1 protein-coding gene is annotated in these 632 nt (G+C 64.6%); it reads right to left on the minus strand.

Features of this window, described 5'->3' with window-relative positions:
* Nucleotides 1–72 precede the first annotated feature (72 nt).
* Nucleotides 73–632, minus strand: a 560-nt coding sequence (locus PKF00_RS44895; protein ID WP_271223749.1) for a pilus assembly protein N-terminal domain-containing protein, incomplete at its 5' end; no start/stop codon positions are given.

Consider the following 632-nt stretch of genomic DNA (forward strand, 5'->3'; position numbering starts at 1 on the left):
CGGCTTGCCGCAAAGCCGGAACAGGTCGGGTGGCCAGAACAGGTCATGCTGCGCCTCCGTTCTGCGGTGCCACTATTGCGGTTGGCCGCCGCCATCACCCAGCCCGGCCTCGGCCGTTCTGAGGCGGGCTTGCTGGGCCGCGGTCAGCTGGTTGAAGCGTTCGTCCGCGTCGCCGACGCGCGGGACGTTTTCACAGACATCGCCGCAGGAGAGTGTATGGCGATCCGTGCCGCGGAAATAAGCGACCTGACCCTCGACCGGATTGGTCACCACGATCTCGCGCGAGTAGATAATGCGGCCGACGCGATCCAGGGCGATGACATTGGTGCGGCCCTGCAGGCGTCCGGTCACGACCAGGGTGCGGCCGTCATGGACCAGGGCATCCGCGATCGAGGGATTGCCGATCACAATCGCAGACGCTTCACCGGGCAGACGTACGACCTGTGCATGCTCGACGGCGACGGAGATCTCGCTGGCAGCGGCCGGCATCGTGCAGGCGATGGCCAAGGTGAATGCGGCGGCGGTCCTGTAGAACATGATGGGCACTCCGTCCCGGTCAGCTGAACATGGCCACCAGTCTCGCGCGCGCGTCTGAATCTTTTCTAAACGGCGCTGCGCGTATTTGTTTTTGA

The organism is Streptosporangium carneum (genome assembly GCF_027922005.1).
Lineage (GTDB): Bacteria > Actinomycetota > Actinomycetes > Streptosporangiales > Streptosporangiaceae > Streptosporangium > Streptosporangium carneum.